Annotated in this window: 16 protein-coding genes; all 16 read left to right on the top strand. The window is 70.5% G+C overall.

The genetic code is table 11. The features are described 5' to 3' along the window. Window position 1: 1 nt before the first annotated feature. The 16 genes from fliF (at window position 2) to fliS (ending at window position 15680) form a co-directional block, all read left to right on the top strand. Entirely contained in the window at window positions 2–1705 is a 1704-nt protein-coding gene (gene fliF, locus DM480_RS07175; RefSeq protein WP_115378220.1) for a flagellar basal-body MS-ring/collar protein FliF, read from the top strand. After that, the gene (fliG, locus tag DM480_RS07170; RefSeq protein ID WP_115378219.1) at window positions 1702–2715 is read left to right on the top strand and encodes a flagellar motor switch protein FliG; all 1014 of its coding nucleotides are present in this window, start codon (window positions 1702–1704) and stop codon (window positions 2713–2715) included. The genes fliF and fliG overlap by 4 nt, the downstream gene beginning before the upstream one ends. Continuing rightward, the gene (locus DM480_RS07165) at window positions 2708–3466 is read left to right on the top strand and encodes a FliH/SctL family protein (protein ID WP_115378218.1); all 759 of its coding nucleotides are present in this window, start codon (window positions 2708–2710) and stop codon (window positions 3464–3466) included. The genes fliG and DM480_RS07165 overlap by 8 nt, the downstream gene beginning before the upstream one ends. A 15-nt stretch (window positions 3467–3481) precedes the next feature. Next, complete coding sequence (locus DM480_RS07160) at window positions 3482–4810, top strand: FliI/YscN family ATPase (RefSeq protein WP_115378217.1); 1329 nt, start codon at window positions 3482–3484, stop codon at window positions 4808–4810. Next, complete coding sequence (locus DM480_RS07155) at window positions 4803–5231, top strand: hypothetical protein (protein ID WP_115378216.1); 429 nt, start codon at window positions 4803–4805, stop codon at window positions 5229–5231. The genes DM480_RS07160 and DM480_RS07155 overlap by 8 nt, the downstream gene beginning before the upstream one ends. A 75-nt stretch (window positions 5232–5306) precedes the next feature. Beyond that, entirely contained in the window at window positions 5307–8222 is a 2916-nt protein-coding gene (locus DM480_RS07150; protein WP_115378215.1) for a flagellar hook-length control protein FliK, read from the top strand. A 29-nt stretch (window positions 8223–8251) separates the two neighbouring features. After that, complete coding sequence (locus tag DM480_RS07145; RefSeq protein WP_115378214.1) at window positions 8252–8887, top strand: flagellar basal body-associated FliL family protein; 636 nt, start codon at window positions 8252–8254, stop codon at window positions 8885–8887. Window positions 8888–8891: 4 nt separating this feature from the next. Further along, entirely contained in the window at window positions 8892–9860 is a 969-nt protein-coding gene (locus DM480_RS07140; RefSeq protein ID WP_115378213.1) for a flagellar motor switch protein FliM, read from the top strand. Then, on the top strand, window positions 9857–10156 hold the full coding sequence (gene fliN, locus DM480_RS07135; RefSeq protein WP_115378212.1) for a flagellar motor switch protein FliN: 300 nt from the start codon (window positions 9857–9859) through the stop codon (window positions 10154–10156). Before DM480_RS07140 ends, fliN begins: the two co-directional genes overlap by 4 nt. Before the next feature lie 11 nt (window positions 10157–10167). Next, window positions 10168–10431 (top strand): flagellar biosynthetic protein FliO, encoded by a 264-nt coding sequence (locus DM480_RS07130; protein ID WP_115378211.1) that lies wholly within the window; start codon window positions 10168–10170, stop codon window positions 10429–10431. Then, a complete protein-coding gene (gene fliP / locus DM480_RS07125) occupies window positions 10428–11306 on the top strand; it encodes a flagellar type III secretion system pore protein FliP (protein WP_115378210.1) in 879 nt (292 codons plus the stop codon). Before DM480_RS07130 ends, fliP begins: the two co-directional genes overlap by 4 nt. A 44-nt stretch (window positions 11307–11350) precedes the next feature. Next, the gene (gene fliQ, locus DM480_RS07120; RefSeq protein WP_115378209.1) at window positions 11351–11620 is read left to right on the top strand and encodes a flagellar biosynthesis protein FliQ; all 270 of its coding nucleotides are present in this window, start codon (window positions 11351–11353) and stop codon (window positions 11618–11620) included. A gap of 220 nt (window positions 11621–11840) precedes the next feature. Then, window positions 11841–12611 carry a flagellar biosynthetic protein FliR gene (gene fliR / locus DM480_RS07115; RefSeq protein ID WP_115380972.1) on the top strand — a complete coding sequence of 257 codons (771 nt, stop codon included), beginning with the start codon at window positions 11841–11843 and terminating at the stop codon, window positions 12609–12611. Continuing rightward, window positions 12611–13729, top strand: coding sequence for a flagellar type III secretion system protein FlhB (gene flhB / locus DM480_RS07110; RefSeq protein WP_115378208.1), 1119 nt, complete (start codon window positions 12611–12613; stop codon window positions 13727–13729). Before fliR ends, flhB begins: the two co-directional genes overlap by 1 nt. A 47-nt stretch (window positions 13730–13776) precedes the next feature. Next, entirely contained in the window at window positions 13777–15282 is a 1506-nt protein-coding gene (gene fliD, locus DM480_RS07105) for a flagellar filament capping protein FliD (protein WP_115378207.1), read from the top strand. After that, on the top strand, window positions 15282–15680 hold the full coding sequence (gene fliS, locus DM480_RS07100) for a flagellar export chaperone FliS (protein ID WP_115378206.1): 399 nt from the start codon (window positions 15282–15284) through the stop codon (window positions 15678–15680). The genes fliD and fliS overlap by 1 nt, the downstream gene beginning before the upstream one ends. Window position 15681 lies beyond the last annotated feature (1 nt).

Here is a 15681-nt window from a genome sequence, read left to right as displayed (position 1 = left end):
GATGAGCACTGCCCTCACCACCACGCCCGCGACGCCTTCGGCCAACCTGCCGGAAAAGTTCGCCAACCCCTTCCTCCAGATCAAGGGCGTGCTCGCGCAGCCCGCGGTGCGGCGCAGCCTGCCGATGGCGATGCTGGTCGGCCTGATCGCCGCCGCCGCGCTCGCGTGGATGACCTTCTCCACGCCGACGCAGAAAACGCTGTTCACCAACCTCACCGATGCCGACAAGCAGGCCGTGACCAGCGCGCTGACCCAGGCGGGCATCTCCAGCCATATCGACGATGGCACCGGCGCGCTGACCGTCGACGAGGACAAATACAGCAAGGCGCGCATGCTGCTGGCGGGTCAGGGCCTGCCCAAGGCGGCGCCCGGTGGCTACGCCATCCTCGACCAGTTGCCGATGGGCGTCAGCCGCGCCGTCGAGGGCGAACGCCTGCGCCAGGCGCGCGAGACGGAGATCGCGCGGTCGATCGAGGAGATCGACGCGGTCGCCGAGGCGCGTGTCCATCTCGCGACGCCCGAGCAATCGGTGTTCGTGCGCGACAATGCCAGCCCGTCCGCCTCTGTCATCCTGAAACTGCAGGGCGGCCGTTCGCTGAGCGACGCGCAGGTCCAGTCGATCATCAACCTCGTCGCCTCGTCGGTGCCGGGCATGAAGCCCGAAAGCGTCTCCGTCGTCGACCAGATGGGCACGCTCCTCTCCAAGCCCGGCGGCGCGGGTGCGGGCAGCGACAGCGACAAGCGCCTCGCGGTGCAGCGCCAGACCGAGGACAAGGTGCGCCAGCAGCTGACGCAGCTGCTGACCCCGCTGGTCGGCGCGGGCAATTTCACCACCGAGGTACAGGCCGACATCAACCTGGACGAGACGCAGGCGACGCGCGAAAGCTACGACAAGACCGGCGCGCTGCGCGCCGAGACGGGCAACTGGACGGGCAACCAGGCGGCCGCGCCGGCGACGCCGGGCGGCATCCCGGGGGCGCTCAGCAACACGCCGCCGCCCGCCAGCCAGCTGTCGACGCCGCAGCCCGCGAACGGCGCGAGCGGCCAGCCGGCGACGCCCGATCCGGCGCCGGTCGCGGGTGGCCCCGCCCCCAACCCCAACAAGCAGACCGACAGCTTCCAGCGCGCCTATGACCTGGGCAAGGAAGTGTCGGTGACGCGCAACGCGCCCGGCACGGTCAAGCGCCTGTCGGTCGCCGTGCTGCTGCGCGATCCCGCGACGGGCAAGCGCACCGCGATGGAGATCGGCCAGATCACCGACCTGGTGAAGAGCGCGGTCGGATATGACCAGGCGCGCGCCGACCAGGTGACCGTCATCAGCCGCAAGTTCGCCGATCCGACCGACGTCGCCGCACTCAAATGGTACGACAACGCCTGGCTGCCGGTGCTGGCGCGCAACCTGACCGCGATCCTGATCGCGCTGCTCGTCCTGCTGCTCGGCGTGCGTCCGCTCGCCAAGGGTCTGATGAAGAAGCGCGAGGATGCGAAGACGGCGGGTGCGCTGCCGATCGGCGCCGCCGATGGCAGCACCGCGGCGGCCCTCGCCGCGGAGGGCATCACCGTCCACCATCCCGTCGGCCTCGAACAGCTCGAGGACAGCGTCAGCATCGACGACCGGATCGGCGCGGTGCGCGGCTTCACCCGCGACAATCCCGCGCGCGCCGCGCTGGCGCTGCGCGACATGATGAAGGGTGACGCCAAGTGAGCGAGCTTGCCACCGCCCCGCGCAGTTTCTCCGGCGTCGAACGCGCCGCGGTGCTGATGATGCTGGTCGACGAGGAAGAAGCCGCTGCGATGCTCCAGAAGCTCGACCCCGAGGAGGTGCGCGAGCTGGGCGTCGCCATGCTCAACGTCGCCGACGTTTCCGAGGAGGAGATGGAGGCGGTGCTCGACGATTTCACCGGCAAGGCGCGCGAGCGTACCGGCGTATCGTTCGACCCGCGCTCGAAGGTCGAGGCGCTGATGACCCGCGCGCTCGGCGACGAGAAGGCGGGCAGCATCCTGGCGCGCATCACGCCCGCCGACGCCGCCTGCGGCCTCGAAATCCTGAACTGGCTTGACGCGCCCGAGATCGCCTCGATGATCGAGAAGGAGCATCCGCAGATCGCCGCGGTGGTGATCGCCAATCTCGACCCGACGGTCGGCGGCAAGGTGCTCGAACTGCTGCCCGAAGGGTCGCAGCCCGACATCCTGCACCGCATCGCCAAGCTGGGCCCGATCAATCCCGATGCGATCGAGACGCTGAAGACGCTGCTCGCCAACCGGCGCAGCGGCGCGACCGCCGCCGGGCTGACGCTGGGTGGCACGCGCGAGGCGGCGAAGATCCTGCAGGGCGCGCGCAAGGCGACCGAGCAGCGCGTCATGCCCAAGCTGTTCAAGATCGACAAGGAAGTGGCCAAGGCGATCGAGGAGGCGATGTTCGTCTTCGACAATCTGCTCGACATGGACGACAAGAATCTCGGCACGCTCATCCGCAACGTCGACGGCGATATTCTGTCGCGCGCGCTCAAGGGCGTCGACGAGGCCGCGCGCGAGCGTTTCCTCGGCTGCATGTCGGCGCGCGCCGCCGACGGCATCCGCGACGAGATGGAAGCGCGCGGGCCGATGAAGCTCGCCGAGGTGCTCGACGCGCAAAAGGTGATGATCGCGGTCGCGCGCAACCTCGCGAAGGACGGCACGATCATGATGGGCGGGGGCGACGACGATTATGTCTGACGCCTTCGCCGCGCGCGCGACGCCGCCCGTGGGCTTCGTCGCCGGCTTCGCCGCCAAACACGATGCGCAGCCGCATCTGCTCGCCGCCGCGCTGTCTCCCGCCCCCGGCTTCACGCCGCGCGACCTGTGGGATCGCATCGCGCGCGAGATGGGCGCCGACGCCCCCGTCACGCCGAAGCATTTCAGCCCCGCCGACGGCGGCACCAGGCCCACCGAAGGCTGGGACCCGCTCGACGCAGAGGCGGCGCCGACGCCGTTCATCGACCCGATCGAGACCGCGCATGCCGCCGGCTATGCCGACGGGCTCGCGGCGGCAGCAGCCGCGACGCGCGAGAGCGGCGACCGTGACAAGGCGTTGCTCGTCGAACTCGCCGCCGCGCTCGCCAACGGGCACCAGCTGGACCGCGAGCGCATCGCGCGCCAGCTGCGCCAGACGGTGATGCTGCTGGTGACGCGCCTGGTCGGCGAGACGGGCATTGCCGCGGACGTGCTCGCGGGACGGATCGAGGCGGCGGCCGACCTGCTCGCCGACGCCAGCGAATCGGCGATGCTGCGCCTCAACCCCGCCGACCTGCCGCTGGTCGAGGGCAGTCTGCCCAAATCGATCTTCGCGATCGGCGACGCCGCGGTCGCGCGCGGCGCCTTCGTGCTCGAAAGCGCGTCGACCCTGGTCGAGGACGGCCCCGAATTGTGGCTCGAACAGCTGGCGCAGGCGATCGACCGCGTGCCCGTTCCTCCTGCCGCCCTCTGAGAATCGTCCGCCGCCATGCTCAACCGCTTCACGGCCGATTATCTCGACCAGCTCGGCATCGCCGATTTCCGCCCCGCGCCCAAGGTGTCGGGCCGCCTCGCCTCCTACGACGGGTTGTTGATGGAGGCGGTCGGCCTGTCGTTGCCGGTCGGCACCGTCTGCGAGATCGGCGGCCATGGCGACAGCAAGGTCGAAGCCGAGGTGATCGGCTTTCGCGGCAGTCGCACGTTGCTGATGAACCTCGGCGGCCCCGCGCCGCTGCTGCCCAAGGCGCCGGTGCGCCCGATCGGCCCCCCGGGCGAGGCGGAGGTGGGCGAGGCCCTGCTCGGCCGCGTCGTCGATGGCGCGGGTCGCCCGATCGACGGCCTCGGCCCGATCCGCGGTGCCGCCAAATGGCCGCTCGCCGGCAAGCTGCAATCGCCGCTCGACCGCGGCCGCGTGCTCCAGCCGCTCGACGTCGGCGTGCGCGCGATCAACGGCCTGCTGACGATCGGCCAGGGTCAGCGCGTCGGCATCATGGCGGGCTCGGGCGTCGGCAAATCGGTGCTGCTCGGCATGATGGTGAAGGCGGCGAAGGCCGACGTCATCGTCATCGGGCTGATCGGCGAACGCTCCCGCGAGGTCGCCGATTTCCTCGAGACGAAGGTCGCCGGCGCTGCCCGCGCGCGCTCCGTCGTGGTCGCGGTGCCAGCCAACCATTCCCCCGTGCTGCGCATCCGCGGCGCCTTGCGCGCCACCGCCATTGCCGAAGCCTTTCGCGCCGAGGGCAAGAAGGTGCTGCTCATCATGGACAGCCTGACCCGCGTCGCGCACGCCGGGCGCGAGATCGGGCTGGCGCTGGGCGAGCCCGCCTCCGCGCGCGGCTATCCGCCCTCCGCCATTGCGATGCTGCCCAATCTGATCGAGCGCGCGGGCACCGACGTGACCACCGGCGGATCGATTACCGCGATCTACACCGTGCTCGCCGACGGCGACGACGGCAACGACCCGGTCGTCGACTCCGCCCGCTCGATCCTCGACGGGCATATCGTGCTCAACCGCCACCTCGCGGAGCGCGGCGTCTATCCCGCGATCGACATCGGCCCCTCCGTCAGCCGCGTGATGACCGACATCACCGGCGCCGATCATCTGCGCGCCGCGCGCGTCCTGCGCCGGCACCTGGCGACCTACGAGGAGAATCGCGACCTGGTGCTGATGGGCGCGTATCGTGCGGGCGCGGACCCGGCGATCGACGCCGCCATCGCCTGCCACCCGGTGGTGATGGAATATATCAAGCAGGCCGCGGACGAGACGGTGTCGCTGGACGACGCCATCGCCGAACTGACCGGCGTCTTCGGTGGCTGACGCGAAGAAGCTGCAACGCATCCACCGGGTGCGCACGCTGCAACTGGGTCTGGTGCGCGCCGACGAGATGCGCGCGCACGAAAAGCACGCCAACGAGCGGCATCTGGCGGGACGCATCCAGGCGCTGGCCGATGCGGTCGCGCCGGTGACCAGCCAGACCGGCGGCGCCGCGATGCTGGCACAGGCGCATTTCCGCGAACGGCTGCACCAGTCGGCGACCGCGGCGCAGGCGCGCGTCGAGATGGCCGAGCAACATACCCTGCACGCCGCGGAGGCGACGCGATCCGCCAAGCGCGACCAGACCGCGGTCGAAAAGCTGCTCGAACGCGCGCGGATCGCCGGCTTGGCGAAGGCGATGCGCGCACTGGAAGAGGCACCGCCGACGGGGCGTCGCACGCCCGCCGGGGACGACGCCGCCTAAAACGGCACGCCTCTTGCTTTGCGTCGGAACGACAGGCGGGCCCGGTGCCTGCCGGCCCCGATGAAGAGTGTGACGATGATCCAGCCCACCGCCGCCCTGCGAACGACGACCCCCGGCCATGCCGCGGCGGGCGCAGGCGCGGGCGACGGCGCGGCATTCGGCCTGTCGATGCTCGCGATCGGCGGCGGCGGCGTCGATGCGATGGTGGTCGATCCGGCCGCGCCGGTCGCGCCCGTCGCGAACGTGACGCCCGTCGCGGCCGGCACGACCGGCAACCTCTTGCCGGGGCAGGCGGCAATTGCCGCCGCGGTCGATCCCGCCCTCGCCTGGTTGCCGGCCGTGAATATCGCAGTCCCCGCGCCGATGGCGGTCATGCCCGCCGCGGCGTCGGTGTCGGTCGTGCCGGGCCCTGCGGCCGTGGCGCCGCTCGCCATCGCGCCGGCAAAGGGAGCCGCGCCCGCGGCGATGATGCCGGCCCCTGCCGTCCCGATCGCAACCGTGCCGATCCGCGCGGCCGATGCAGGACCGCCCGCGCCCGCGCCGGCAGTGCCGTCGCCCACCGACGCGATCGTGCAGGCACCGGCGACGACGGCCGGGGATGCGCCGTCCGGCACGTCCGATGCCGAAACCGCCACGCCCGTCGCGATCGATCCGTCCCCCCTGCCGACCACCACGCCGGTGCCCGTCGTCGTGACCGCGGATCCACGGCCCATCCGCCCCGCGCCGGTGGCGACAATCGTCCGTGCCTCCGTATCCGCGAGCGCGATCGCCGTTGCGCTGCCGACGCCGGCGCCGGCGCCGGTTGCCGCAGACGATCCGGCGAAGCCCGATACGCCCGTCGCCGTCGCAACGCCCCGGGGCGAAACGCCGCCCGCAAAGACCGCGCGCAAGACGCTGGACGTCCCCCGTCGCACGTCTGCGCAGCCCGGTGCCCCGCGCCGTGCCGGGGTCATCGGCGATGCGACGCGCACGCCCGACGACAGGCTGCCGGCAGCGCCGGAGGGCGACCCCGCGCGGCAGGACGAGCCCGCCGCGCAAGACAATGCCGCGCCGCTGTCAGTCCTGACGCCGGTCCCGACGCCGACGACGGCTGCGCCGCGCCCGCCGGTCGATGCCGCCCCGCCGGGTGCGAATACCATGGTCGTGGCCAGCGACCGACAGGCGCCCGATGCGTCGCCGCGTCCCCATCACGACGCCGGCGCACGTGCGACTGGCGCGGCCGTTCGCCAGCGTGCGGCTGCCGCCACGGTTTCCCATCCCGCCGAGGCAGCTGTTGCCGAAGGAGAGCCGCAAGAGCCAGCGCAGGCGCCCGCCGCTGCCGCGCCGTCGCAGATGGCGGAGATCGTGCCCCCGACGCCGCTGCCCGGAGCGGACGTCCCGGCTGCCCCGCCGACGACGGCATCCGCGGCGGCGCCTGCCGCTCCGAACCGCATCCGGGATCGCGCGATGCCCCCGGCGGCGGCGATCGCCCCGATGGAGGCCACCGGCACCCCCGCTCCCCGGACCGCTTCGGCTCCAGCCGCCCCCACCGCCCGCCGCCCCGACGCGCCGGAAACCGATGCGGTGCCGGCGATGGCATCGTTGCGCGCCGATAGCATCGCGGCGCCCGCGATGGCCGTGGCCATGCCGCCTGCCGCCCTCGACGCACCGGTGACGACGCCCGTCGCACCCCCAACTCCCGCCACGCCTCATACCGAGACGCCGCGGAACGTACCCGTGCAACGGACCGATCCGGCTACAATCCCCGTAACGGCCGCAGCGCCCGCGACCATCGCGTCGGCATCGCGTGATGCCGCGATGCCGATGATCGTCCACGCCGCACAGCCCCAGGCGGTCGCCGGCTCGCGCGACGGCCGCGCCGCACCCATACGCCGCGGCACCAGCCCGATCCCCGCCGCGGCACCGACGACGCACGCCGTCGATAGCGCAGTTGCAATACCACAAGACGCCATGCCGTCACGGGCCCCCATTGCGACGCGCGACATCGCCCCCGCAGCAGCCGCGGATATCCCCACGGCTACCATTCCCACGCCCCCGCGCGCGACCCCTGCACCGACGCAGAGCGCCGATATACCCGTCCTCACGCCCGCCGCCGTCACGCCGACCGCCCCGGCCGCCCCGACGACGCAGGCCACCGCCGCGCCCCAGGCACTCGCCGGTACTGCGGCAGTGCCCGTGGACGGCCCGACGCAGAGCGCAGTCCCCGCACCGGAACCGCGCCGCGCCGCGTTCGTACGCGAGATCGCCGGCACCCGGGTTCAGGCGGTCGCACTGGCGCCGGTCGCGCAGCCCGCGCCGCTGCCCGCGGCCGGCCTGACCGCACCCGCCGCGCAGGTGTTCGGTGCGGCGATCCATGCCGCGCAGATCCGCGAGGAGGCGCCCGCGCCCGACGCCGCCATGCCGGCCGCCGCGACCTTGGTGCAGACCGCGACGCCCGCGCTCGCGACGGACGCCGGCCGGCCCATCCTCGACATGCGGCAGGATCGCTGGCCCGGCGCGATGATCGACCATATCGAGACGCTGCGCGATGCCGCCGATGCGAACAGCACGCGCATCCGCCTCGTCCCCGACGCGCTCGGCACGATCGATATCGCGCTGCGCCGCGACGGCGATACGCTCCACGTCCACTTCACCGCCGACCAGGCCGCGACGCGCAGCCTGTTGCAGGAGGCGCAGCCGCGTCTCGCGCAGGCAGCGGAGGATCGCGGCATCCGGCTGGGCGACACGGCGGTGACCGCCGGTTCGGGCGCGTCGAACGATCCGTCCCGCGACCCGTCCGACCAGCCGCACAACCAGTCCGACCCCGCGCGCCAGGCCGAATCGCGCGCCGCGTCGGACCAGCCGCGCAACGCCTCGGCCCAGGCCGGCGAGGGGCAGCACCAGCGCCAGCCGCCGCGCCAGCCGCAGAGCGGCACGCTGCCCAATCGCGCCGCGCCGCGCGCACCCACCCCCGATGAGGCACAGGCCGCCGCGGCCGGTCGCCTCGCCTGACACCCATTGTCTTCAAGGATTGATCCACGATGAGCGACAAACCCGACGACGCAGCGCCGCAGAAGAAGAAGGGCGGCAAGATGAAGATCATCGTGATGGGGCTGGGCGTGCTCGTCCTCCTCGGCGGCGGCATCGGCGCGGGCGTCTATGCCGGCAGCAGCGGCCTGATCGGCGGCCACGGCGCTGCGAAGGAAGAGGATCACGGTCCCAAGCTGGTCCCCAAGTCCGAACAGAAGCGCCCCAAGGCGGGCGGTGAAGGCGGCGAAGGTGGTCATGGCGGCGGCGAGAGCGGCGGCAGCAGCGCCGGCGGCGGGGCGCACGTGCCGAGCGGCGGCGCGGGCGACCGCTATGCGTCCAATTACTACACGATGGACCCGTCGTTCACCTCGAACCTCAAGGATTCGGTACATATCGTCCAGGTCGGGCTCGCCATCTCAACCCCCTATGACGATACGGTCATCGAGAATCTGAAGACCAACGACATCGCGGTCCGCTCCGCGGTGCTGCTCGCGCTCGGCGATACGCCGGAGGACCAGATCTTCACCAGCGACGGCAAGCAGCAGCTGCAGGGGCGCCTGGCCAAGGCGATCAATGCGGTTCTGCAGCAAAAGGAGGGATTCGGCGGGGTCAGTAACGTTTACTTTACCAGTTTCGTTGTTCAGTGACGGCATGGTTAACGCCGACGCAACCTCCGATCGACGCACGCGGGACCGCGCTCCCGCCGCGCATGCGGCGGTGCTCGGCATGGCGAAGCTCAATCCGTTCGGCGACCTGCACACGCTGCAGCATCTGTCGGCGCGCTTTGCCCGCTCGCTGCGCGGCCTGTTCGAACCGATGCTGCGTCGCGAGGCGCGCACCTGGGCCGAACCGCTCGTCGTGCAGCGGTTCGCCGATTATCGCGCGGAGCGGCCCGACGGGCTGACCGCGTGGCTGCCGCTCGCGATGGTGCCGCCGGGCGGCATCGGCCTGTGCGTGCTCGACGGCGTGTTCGTGCTCGAACTGCTCGACCTGTTCTTCGGCGGCACGGGCGCCGCGCCGCTCGTCACGCCGGCCGAATTCTCGCCCGCCGCGGAAGCGATGGTCGGCCGCCTCGGCGACCTGCTCGTCGCGCCGTTGCGCGCCGCCTGGGAACCGCTCGCGCGGATCGACTTCACGCCGGGCCGCGTCGAAATGTCGCCCGCGATGCTGTCCGTCGATGCCGAGGACGCGATGATCGTCACGCGCTTCGGCCTGGCGGTGGGCGAGGCGAAGCCGGTGTTCATCGACATCCTCTACCCCGTCACCGCGCTGAAGCCACATGCGCCGACGCTGACCGGCAAGGTGCTCGCCAAGGCAGAGGCCGACCCCGCGTGGCGCACGCAGCTGACGCGCGCGGCGATGGGCGTGCGCTTCCCGATCCGCTCGGTGCTCGCCGAACCGGTCGTGCCGCTGTCGCGGCTGATGACCCTCAAGGAAGGCGACGTCATTCCGATCAGCTTCGGCCCCGAAGTGCCGGTGATGGTCGGCGCCGATCTGCTCGGCCGCGGCACCGTCGGCACCGCCAACGGCCATGCCGCCGTCCGCCTCACCCATATCGCGCACCTCGACGGCATGCCCGCCGGCGGCGAACCCGATCTCGATCAAGGACAGGAACGATGAACGACATGACCGGCGGTTTCCCCGTCGACCAGTCGGTGGCGGCCAATTTCCGCCTGTTGCAGGATGTCGACGTCAAGCTGACGGTCGAGATCGGCTCGACGCAGCTGACGCTGCGCGAGCTACTCGCGCTCGGCGAATCGAGCGTCATCGAACTCGATCGCCAGGCGAACGAGCTGCTCGACGTCTTCGTCAACGGCACGCTGATCGGCCGCGGCGAGGTGGTGACGGTCGGCGACCGCTTCGGCGTGCGCATGACCGAACTCGTCTCGCCCGACAAAACCGCCGCCGCGCGCTGAAGGCCCCGCCGATGCTCTGGTCCTATATCCTGAAGCTCGTCATCCTGCTGCCGCTGGTCTGCGGCCTGATGATCGGTTGCCTCTACCTCTGGCGCCGTCTCGAATCGCGGATGCCGGGCAAGCCGTCGACGCGCCTCATCGCGGTGCGCGAGACGATGATGATCTCGCCGGGCCTGCGGCTCGCAGTGCTCGATTTCGAGGGCAAGCGCCTGCTCGTCTCGGTCGGCCGCGGCGGCGTCGCGCTGGTCGACAAGGCCGAAGGCCCGGTCGCGTGAGTGTCACCGTCACCCGCCGCGGCACCGGGCCGGCCCTCTTCCAGCAGCGCGTCGCGCCGCGCCGTGCCGCCACCGGCGCCAAGTGGCTGTGGGTCGCGCTGGCCTTGCTCCTCGCGATCCTGATCGCCGCGCCCGCCTTCGCGCAAGCCACGCCTGCGGCGCCCGCGCCCGGCGTCGGCGACGCGGTCGACCGCGCGCTCGGTCAGCTCAGCAGCGGTGCGGGCGGCGGCAACAGCCAGTCGGCGCCGCTGTCGCTATCGCTTCAGGTCCTCATCATCATGGGCCTGCTGACGATCCTGCCGGGCATCCTCCTGATGATGACGAGCTTCACGCGGATCGTCATCGTGCTCGCGGTGCTGCGCCAGGCGCTCGGGCTGCAGCAGACACCGCCGAACCAGGTGCTGATCGGCCTTGCCCTCTTCCTGTCGCTGTTCGTGATGGCGCCGACGATCAGCCAGATGAACACGCAGGCGATCCAGCCCTATGCCGCCGGCCAGCTCGCGGGCACGCAGATGATCGAGCGCGCCGGCGCGCCGCTGCACGATTTCATGGTGAAGCAGACGCGGATCAAGGACGTGACGCTGTTCGCGCAGATGGCGAAGAGCGGCCCCTATGCGAACCCGAAGGACATCCCCTTCTCGGTGCTGCTGCCCGCCTTCGTCACCAGCGAGCTGAAGACCGCGTTCCAGATCGGCTTCCTCGTCTTCCTGCCCTTCATCGTCATCGACCTCGTCGTCGCCACCGTGCTGATGGCGCTGGGCATGGCGATGCTGTCGCCGACGATCATCTCGCTGCCGTTCAAGCTGCTCCTGTTCGTCCTCGTCGACGGCTGGGCGCTGACGATGGGCAGCCTCGCCAACAGTTTCGCCACTTGAGGGGGCGCCGGCCCGCGGGCCGGCACGGAACACCAGGACGCACCATGGACGCCGATTATTTCCTGACCCTCGCCAACCAGACGATGTGGGTGCTGGCGCTCGCCAGCGCGCCGATCCTGATCCCCGCGCTGCTCGCCGGGCTGATCCTGGGCATGGTGCAGGCGGCGACGTCGATCAACGAACAGACGCTGACCTTCGTCCCCAAATTGCTCGTCGTCGCGGTGTCGATCCTGATCTTCGGCAGCCTCATCATGGGGCTGCTCAGCGATTTCACCGTGGCGATGTTCGAACGCATCCCGGATCTGGTGAAGTGAGGCGCAGGCCGCGAGACCGCGCGCTTCGCGCGGCACGCGGACAAGCCCGGCCGGCGTCGGCATCGCCGACGACCGACGACGCGGCTTTGCCGCGGCGGGACATGCACGTTGACGTTGGCGGCGCCGCGGCAAAGCCGCGTCGATCGGGTTCGGCGCTGCCGACCCGTCGGCCGGGCTTGCCTGCGTGGCGCGCAGCATGCGCGCTCTCGCAGGCTGCGACATGCTAGGCTTCGGTCTTTCCATCGAGCCCAAACTCTGGGCGCTCGTCTTCGTCATGATCCGCATCGGCGCGGCGTTCGTCGTCGCGCCCGTGTTCGGCGCGGTGTCGATCCCGCTGCCCGTGCGCGTCTCTCTGTCCGGCGCGATCGGCATCTTCGTGCTCGCGGTCCACCCGGTCGCCCCCCCGGCACAGATTTTCGCGGTCGCGACCGTCCTTGCCGTCGCGGCGGAGGCGCTGGTCGGGCTCGCGATCGGCTTCGTGCTCCAGATCGCCTTTTCCGCGCCGATGATCGCTGCCGAAATCATCGGCGGGTCGATGGGCCTGGGCTTCGCCAATACCATCGATCCCCAGAACGGCCGCAGCACGCCCGCGCTCGGCCAGTTCTTCAGCATCATGCTGACCTTGCTGTTCCTGTCGGTCGACGGCCATCTCGTCCTCGTCGAGCTGCTGGTGAAAAGCTACGAGACGATGCCGCCGGGCACCTGGCTCGCGCCCGACCGGCTGAAACAGGTCGCGCTGTTCGGCAGCTACGCGTTCCTCGCGGGCATGCTGCTCGCGCTGCCCGTCGGCTTCCTGCTGCTCTGCCTCAACATCATCGTCGGCATGGTCAGCCGCGCCGCGCCCGCGCTCAACCTCTTCTCGGTCGGCCTGCCCGCCAGCCTCGCGGTCGGGGTGATCGCGCTCGCCGTCGCCTTCCCCGCGATGGGCGACTATATGCTCGTCATCATCCGCGAGGCGCTCGCCGCCACGCAAGGGCTGGTGGAGGGCTGATGTCGGAGGAAAAGACAGAAGCCCCAACCCAGCGCCGCAAGCAGAAGGCGGCGGAGGATGGCGATGCCGTTCATTCGAAGGATCTCGCCACCGCGCTCGTCGTGCTGGCGGGCGTCGGCTGGCTGCTGTTCTTCGGTCCGCAGCTCATCAATGCGTGCAAGGCGGTGATGGCGGCGAGCTTCCGCTTCGACCGCGGCGACGTCGAGGATTTCTCGCCCTGGCGCCCGCTGGCGGAGGCCGGGTGGAAGCTGCTGCCCTCACTCGCCTCGCTCGCGGTCGTCTCCGTCCTTGCGACGGTGGCGAGTTCGGCCGGGCTCGGCTCGCTGAGCTTCCACGGCAAGAAGCTGGCGCCGCAGGCCAATCGCATCAATCCGGCGTCCGGCCTGAAGCGCATCTTCGGGATGAACGGGTGGATCGAGCTGGGCAAATCCCTGCTCAAGGTGATCCTGCTCGGCACGATCGGCGGCTACATGCTGTGGAAGTCGAGCCGGGCGACGTTGGGCCTGTCGTCGTCCGATCTGGGCACCGCGCTCGATGAACTGGGCGGCACGTTCACCGGGATCATGATCGCGATGGCGATGGGCCTCGTCGCCATCGCGCTGTTCGACGTGCCGCTGCAGATCCTGCAGCTCCTGCGCAAGCTGCGCATGACGAAGCAGGAGATCAAGGACGAGCACAAGGAGAGCGAGGGCAATCCGGAGGCGAAGGGCCATATGCGCGCGATGCAGCGCCAGATGGCGACGCGCAGCGTGCGCAAGGCGGTGAGCGAGGCGCATGTCGTGCTGACCAACCCGACGCATTTCGCGGTCGCGCTGCGTTACGACCGCGGCAAGGACCAGGTGCCCGTCGTCGTCGCCAAGGGGCGCGGCGTCACCGCGCTCGCGATCCGCGAGGTGGCGGCGGAGGCGCAGGTCCCCGTGCTCGAATATCCGATGCTCGCCCGCGCGGTCTATTACACCGCCAAGGAGGGGCAGGAGGTGCGCGACGACCTCTACACCGCGATCGCGACGGTGCTCGCCTTCGTCTTCAACCTCAACGCCGCGGCCGGCGGCAGCCAGCCGCCGATCGACGTGCCCGAAAGCGCGCGCTTCGACGAGAACGGCGTCAAAATCCGTTAAAAAGGCGGCGTCTTCGACCGTTTATCAGGGGGAAGCCGGAGTTCGCGATGACCACCACGACCAGCACCACCAGCACGGCGACTCCGACGCCCACCCCGACGCCGGCCCAAACGTCGCAGAGCGTGGTGGCGAACGCGGCGCAGTCGCTGCTGACATCGCTCGACGCGGGGTCGGGGATCGATACCGCGACGCTGGTGCCGGCGCTGGTTCAGGCGCAGTTCGCGACGAAAACCGCGGCGCTCAGCGCCAAGAACGACGCGCTGACCGCGCAGATTTCCGCCGTCTCCGACCTCAAGAGTACGATGACGACATTGTCGTCGGTGATGACCTCGCTTGCCACCGGCGGTACGCTGCAGACGCAGCCGACGAGTTCGGTGACGGGCGTGCTCAACGCCAGCGCCCTGCCGGGTGCGAGCGTCGGTGCGCTGTCGTCGAAGATCACGGTGAACGCGCTGGCGACGGCGCAGGGCGCGCGTACGACGACCGCGATCGCGGACCGGACCGCCACGATCGGATCGGGCACGTTCACGCTGACGCTGGGCACCGCCACCTATTCGGCCGATGGGACGCAGATGACCGGCTTCACCGCGGGCAGCAGCCCGGCGGTATCGATCACCGTCACCAACGCCAGCCTGGACGGCGTCGCCGCGGCGATCAACGGCGCGAACGCGGGTGTCAGCGCTGCGGTCGTGACCGATGCGGACGGCAAGGCCTATCTGTCGTTGAAGGGCGCGACCGGCGCGGCGCAGGCGTTCACGCTCGCTGCCTCGTCCGATCCTTCGGGCAAGCTTGCGCAGTTCAACGTCGGCACCGGCGCGCCGACGGCGCTGACCGGCACCGCCGCCAACGCCTCGCTGACCGTCGACGGCATCACCGTGCAGCGCTCCACCAATTCGATCAGCGATCTCGTCAGCGGCGTGAAGCTCGACCTCGCCGGTACGGGCACGACGACGCTGGGCATCCAGCGTCCGACCGCGGCGCTGACCGATGCGGTCAACAACTTCGTCAGTTATTACAACGAAATCTACGGCCAGCTGCAGACCGACCTCGACCCCGTCGACGGCAAGCTGAAAGGCGATCCGGCCGCGCGGACGATGCTGACCGCGCTCCAGCAGCTCACCACCCGCTCGCTCGTCCCGAACGCGGGCAGCGGCGTGCCCGCGACACTCGCGCAGATCGGCCTCGCAACGAACCGCGACGGGACGCTTACGGTCAATTCCAGTGTTTTGCAGCAGGCGATGTCGAATTATCCCGACGCCATCGCCGCCATCTTCGCGCCGACCACCGCCAATGCCATCGGCCTGTCTTCGACGATCCAGCAGATGTCGTTCGCGGCCGCGAGCACGACGACGGGGCTCGGCGCGTCGACCAACACCTACACCAATGCGCAAAAGGACCTGGCCGATCAGCAGGCCGATCTGTCGCGCCAATCCGACGCGATGACGCAGCGGCTGACCCAGCAGTTCGCCAGCATGAACGCGCGCGTATCCGCCTACAAGGCGACGCAGACGTTCATGGATAACCAGATCAAGGCGTGGAACAAGAGCAACTGATGGCCTACGCGACCGCTCTCGCCGGCAACCCCTATGCCACCTATCGCCAGATCGACGTCGTCGGTCGCACCGCGGAGGCGCAGGGCCCGGGGCTCGTCCAGTTGCTGTACGAAGAACTTATCGCCGCGCTGCGCGCCGCCGCATGGGCGGTGGAAAACGGGCGCCTGACGGTCAAGAGCGAACGCGTGACACGCGCCACCGCGATCCTGTTCGCACTCGAGGCGGGGCTGGACTATGAAAAAGGCGGGGAGGTGTCCGTCACGCTGGCGCGGTTCTACGGGGGCGTTCGCAAGACGGTGGTCGATGCGTCGATCGGCACCGATCCCGCCCCGTTCCGCGCCGCCGCGGACAGCCTGAGCGAGATCGCCGAAGCATGGCGGGTGGCGCGCGCCGCCTGAC

The sequence above is a fragment of the Sphingomonas sp. FARSPH genome, from assembly GCF_003355005.1.
GTDB lineage: Bacteria > Pseudomonadota > Alphaproteobacteria > Sphingomonadales > Sphingomonadaceae > Sphingomonas.
This window is presented reverse-complemented; position numbering and strand designations above follow the sequence as displayed.

Excerpts from the sequence above, each read along its gene's own strand:
- fliF (WP_115378220.1), top strand. The coding sequence starts at position 2 with ATGAGCACTGCCCTCACCACCACGCCCGCGACGCCTTCGGCCAACCTG.
- DM480_RS07165 (WP_115378218.1), top strand. The coding sequence starts at position 2,708 with ATGTCTGACGCCTTCGCCGCGCGCGCGACGCCGCCCGTGGGCTTCGTC.
- DM480_RS07160 (WP_115378217.1), top strand. The coding sequence starts at position 3,482 with ATGCTCAACCGCTTCACGGCCGATTATCTCGACCAGCTCGGCATCGCC.
- DM480_RS07150 (WP_115378215.1), top strand. The coding sequence starts at position 5,307 with ATGATCCAGCCCACCGCCGCCCTGCGAACGACGACCCCCGGCCATGCC.
- DM480_RS07145 (WP_115378214.1), top strand. The coding sequence starts at position 8,252 with ATGAGCGACAAACCCGACGACGCAGCGCCGCAGAAGAAGAAGGGCGGC.
- DM480_RS07140 (WP_115378213.1), top strand. The coding sequence starts at position 8,892 with ATGGTTAACGCCGACGCAACCTCCGATCGACGCACGCGGGACCGCGCT.
- fliN (WP_115378212.1), top strand. The coding sequence starts at position 9,857 with ATGAACGACATGACCGGCGGTTTCCCCGTCGACCAGTCGGTGGCGGCC.
- DM480_RS07130 (WP_115378211.1), top strand. The coding sequence starts at position 10,168 with ATGCTCTGGTCCTATATCCTGAAGCTCGTCATCCTGCTGCCGCTGGTC.
- fliQ (WP_115378209.1), top strand. The coding sequence starts at position 11,351 with ATGGACGCCGATTATTTCCTGACCCTCGCCAACCAGACGATGTGGGTG.
- fliR (WP_115380972.1), top strand. The coding sequence starts at position 11,841 with ATGCTAGGCTTCGGTCTTTCCATCGAGCCCAAACTCTGGGCGCTCGTC.
- flhB (WP_115378208.1), top strand. The coding sequence starts at position 12,611 with ATGTCGGAGGAAAAGACAGAAGCCCCAACCCAGCGCCGCAAGCAGAAG.
- fliD (WP_115378207.1), top strand. The coding sequence starts at position 13,777 with ATGACCACCACGACCAGCACCACCAGCACGGCGACTCCGACGCCCACC.
- fliS (WP_115378206.1), top strand. The coding sequence starts at position 15,282 with ATGGCCTACGCGACCGCTCTCGCCGGCAACCCCTATGCCACCTATCGC.